The following is a 3,497-nucleotide window of genomic DNA, read 5'->3' as shown; positions in this document are numbered from 1 at the left end:
CAGCCTGGGGGCTGTCCGGGACGGCAGCTGCTGGTGATGCGGCCAGTTCCCCCTGCGGGTAACGGGCTTTGTACCATTTTACAAAATGCTGGATGGTATGGCCGGCAAGGCCTAATTCTTTGCCTAAGAGATCAAATCCCAGCGGGCTGCTCAGGTAGCGGCGTGCCACTGATATCTTAAAGGCATCTTCGTAAATGGGGGGCTTCCCCTGTCGCTTCTTTTTCATATTGGGTAGTTTGAATCTATATATTTTCTACCGCAATCTGTAAAGCTTATTTAGGAGGAGACAGGGTAAAAGCGTTCAGACAGTCGTGGTACTGTGGCGAAGTAGTTCCTAAGCAGTACAGAAGTAGCAGACAAGTAGTAAACCCAAAAAAGGCTGCCCTGTATATAAAAAACAGGACAGCCCGATCCATCTATCAACTAAAAATTGTACGAAATTCTTTAAGGGGGCGGGGTTCCATGTCCGGGGAACAGCTGCCGGAGCGATGATGTTCATCTCAGCGGCCGCTGCTCCTTTGTTGGACATGGTGTTTAAAATCCAAAGCATGGTTTCCGTTAATGTCTTTTTGGATTTCAGTTACGTTTCCGGTTGTGATACTGACATTAAAACGGGGATGAAGTGTAAAAGTTACAGCCCGGCACAGAAATATTTGAAACTTATCATGTTACAAAATTAAATTCCTTTACTGCACGGCTTTTCGTGACAAAACCTTTTCGTCCGGCGGAGCCGGTGGACAACACGGATTCGTAAAATAGCCGGAGGACGGATCAACAATTCTTTTACCTTTGTGGCCTTCAATCTCACGCATATGATTTTCTAAACGTGTCAGCCCATATGCTGACGAACCTCTCTCAAAAAAACCTCGCGTTTTCGCAGAAACGCCCCGACAATCCAATTTTTTACTGTAAAGCATATGACCATGGCGCACGTTATGTCGCGTACAAAAAGACTATTTGCACTTATTAAAGAAGCCCTGAAAGGGGAAGAACGGGTATATACCGAAGGTAGTATCAACCGGGCGCTCATCCTGCTGGCCATCCCCATGGTGCTGGAAATGAGCATGGAGTCCCTGTTTGCATTGGTGGACGCTTATTTTGTGGGCCACCTGGGCAAGGCGGCCATTGCCACCGTGGGATTAACCGAATCTGTATTGAGCCTGATCTACGCCCTGGCTTTTGGTATCAGTATGGCCGCAACGGCCCTGGTAGCGCGCCGTATTGGCGAAAAAGACCCTGAAGGCGCTTCCAAAGGCGCTGTGCAGGCATTGTACCTGGCATTGGGCTTTTCCCTGATCGTAAGCATCGTGGGGCTGATATGGTCCAGGGAAATACTGCTGCTCATGGGCGCGGATGCGGCCATGGTGGAATACGGTCATGGATACACCAAAATTGCTATGGGCGGGAACGTGGTGATCGTGTTCCTGTTTATCATCAACGGTATTTTCCGTGGCGCGGGCGATGCCAGCATTGCCATGAAAAGCCTGATCCTGGCGAACGTCCTGAATATTTTCCTTTGCCCGCTGCTGATCTATGGCTGGGGGCCGGTACCGGCCCTTGGGCTCGAAGGCGCCGCTATCGCCACACTGCTGGGCCGCGGCACAGGCGTGATCTACCAGTTGTACCACCTGCTGGGCGGTAAAAAGACCATTACGGTGAACTGGCGGCATGCCAGGCCCCGGCTGTCCGTGATCCTCCAGATGGTGAAACTGGCAGCGGGCGGTGCGTTGCAGATGCTGATCGGCTCCGCCAGCTGGATATTCCTGATGCGTATTATCTCCCAGTTTGGCGAAGATGCGATGGCGGGGTACACCTACGCTATCCGGATCATCGTATTTGCCATTTTGCCGGCCTGGGGCCTTGCGAACGCAGCCGCTACGCTGGTGGGGCAGAACCTTGGCGCGGGAGAGCCGGAAAGGGCTGAAAAGAGTGTTTGGAAGGCGGCTTACCTGAATATGTTTTTCCTGGGCGGCATCTCCGTGATCTTCATGGTATTTGCCCCCCAGATCTTAAGCGTGTTTTCCCGGGACCCCGGCGTGCTGGCCTATGGCATCGAAGGCCTGCGGCTGATCAGCATCGGGTACGTGTTTTATGCCTTCGGGATGGTCATGGCCCAGTCCTTTAACGGCGCGGGAGATACGAAAACGCCTACTTATATTAACCTGTTCGGTTTCTGGGTGCTGCAGATACCGCTGGCGTACCTGCTGGCCATTGTATTCAAATGGGGGCCTACCGGTGTGTTCTGGGCCATCGTGATCGCGGAATCCGCCATTGCCGTGATCGCCATTGTTATATTCCGGAGAGGAAACTGGAAGAAAGTAAAGGTTTAGTAGCGAATTTGTTACATTTGCTGCGTTTTTAAACCTCTAATCCTTTCTATACATGTCTCTTACCGTAGTTGGTACCATGGCGTTTGACGATATCGAGACGCCTTTTGGTAAATCTGATAAAATCGTAGGTGGATCTGCAGCTTATATCGCATGGGCAGCTTCAAACTTTGTACAGCCTGTGAACCAGGTGTCCGTTATTGGCGGCGATTTCCCGCAGGATGAGCTGGCTGCGCTCACCAAACGCGGCGTGTCTATGGAAGGGGTGCAGGTAAAAAAAGATGAAAAATCGTTCTACTGGGCGGGCCGTTACCACCTGGATATGAACTCCCGCGATACGCTGGTGACCGAGCTGAACGTGCTGGCTAATTTCCAGCCGGTAATTCCTCCCGCCTACCAGGGCAGCGAGTTCCTGATCCTCGGCAACCTCACCCCGCAGGTGCAGATGAGCGTGATCAACCAGATGAATCCCCGCCCGAAACTGATCGTAATGGATACGATGAACTTCTGGATGGACGTAGCGCTGGAAGATCTCCTCAAAACCCTTAAAATGGTGGACGTGCTGATGGTGAACGATAGCGAAGCCCGCCAGCTGACCGGCGAATATTCCATCGTAAAGGCCGCCCGCAAGATCCTGACCATGGGCCCGAAATACCTGATCATCAAAAAAGGTGAGCACGGCGCTTTGCTTTTCCATGAAAATCACGTGTTTTTCGCACCCGCCCTGCCGCTGGACGAAGTATTCGACCCGACCGGCGCGGGAGATACCTTTGCAGGCGGTTTTGTAGGCCACCTCGCCAAAACGAAGGACATCTCCTTCGAAAACATGAAAACAGCGATCATCGTAGGCTCTGCCATGGCTTCTTTCTGCGTGGAGAAGTTCGGCGCGCAGAAGCTGAGGGAGATCACCAAAGAAGATATCAGCGCAAGGCTGGAACAGTTCGTTCAGCTCGTGAATTTCGATATCGATCTCGTGTAGTGATTACATAAACTTTCTATAACAAAAGGAGCGTGCATCTTGCACGCTCCTTTTTATTCGATAATCGTCATTGCGTATTCTAAGATAAAGAGACTACCAAAAAAAAATTCAGGCCGCTGCTAAATAGTTCTTATCAAAAGGCGTTTGGCGTTTTATGACAGCAAACATTCTGTAAATGAGTTTATTACGGA

General features: G+C 51.1%; 3 protein-coding genes. 2 read left to right on the top strand and 1 reads right to left on the bottom strand.

Annotation, left to right across the window (positions count from 1 at the left end):
• Positions 1–226: hypothetical protein (locus EG028_RS27545; protein WP_221198116.1), on the bottom strand; the 226-nt coding region annotated here is incomplete at its 3' end.
• Positions 227–923: 697 nt separating this feature from the next.
• Here EG028_RS27545 and EG028_RS27540 point away from each other — a divergent pair.
• Both EG028_RS27540 and EG028_RS27535 read left to right on the top strand, forming a co-directional pair.
• Complete coding sequence (locus tag EG028_RS27540) at positions 924–2,330, top strand: MATE family efflux transporter (protein ID WP_241559233.1); 1,407 nt, start codon at positions 924–926, stop codon at positions 2,328–2,330.
• Positions 2,331–2,382: 52 nt separating this feature from the next.
• On the top strand, positions 2,383–3,306 hold the full coding sequence (locus tag EG028_RS27535) for a PfkB family carbohydrate kinase (protein WP_120519504.1): 924 nt from the start codon (positions 2,383–2,385) through the stop codon (positions 3,304–3,306).
• The last annotated feature ends 191 nt before the right edge of the window (positions 3,307–3,497 follow it).

This window comes from Chitinophaga barathri, from assembly GCF_003807585.1.
GTDB lineage: Bacteria > Bacteroidota > Bacteroidia > Chitinophagales > Chitinophagaceae > Chitinophaga > Chitinophaga barathri.
Note: the sequence above shows the minus strand (reverse complement) of the source record. Positions and strands in the feature narration are given on the sequence as shown.

Bases quoted from the DNA above. Each gene is read 5' to 3' on its own strand.
- EG028_RS27540 (WP_241559233.1), top strand. From the start codon at position 924: ATGGCGCACGTTATGTCGCGTACAAAAAGACTATTTGCACTTATTAAA.
- EG028_RS27535 (WP_120519504.1), top strand. From the start codon at position 2,383: ATGTCTCTTACCGTAGTTGGTACCATGGCGTTTGACGATATCGAGACG.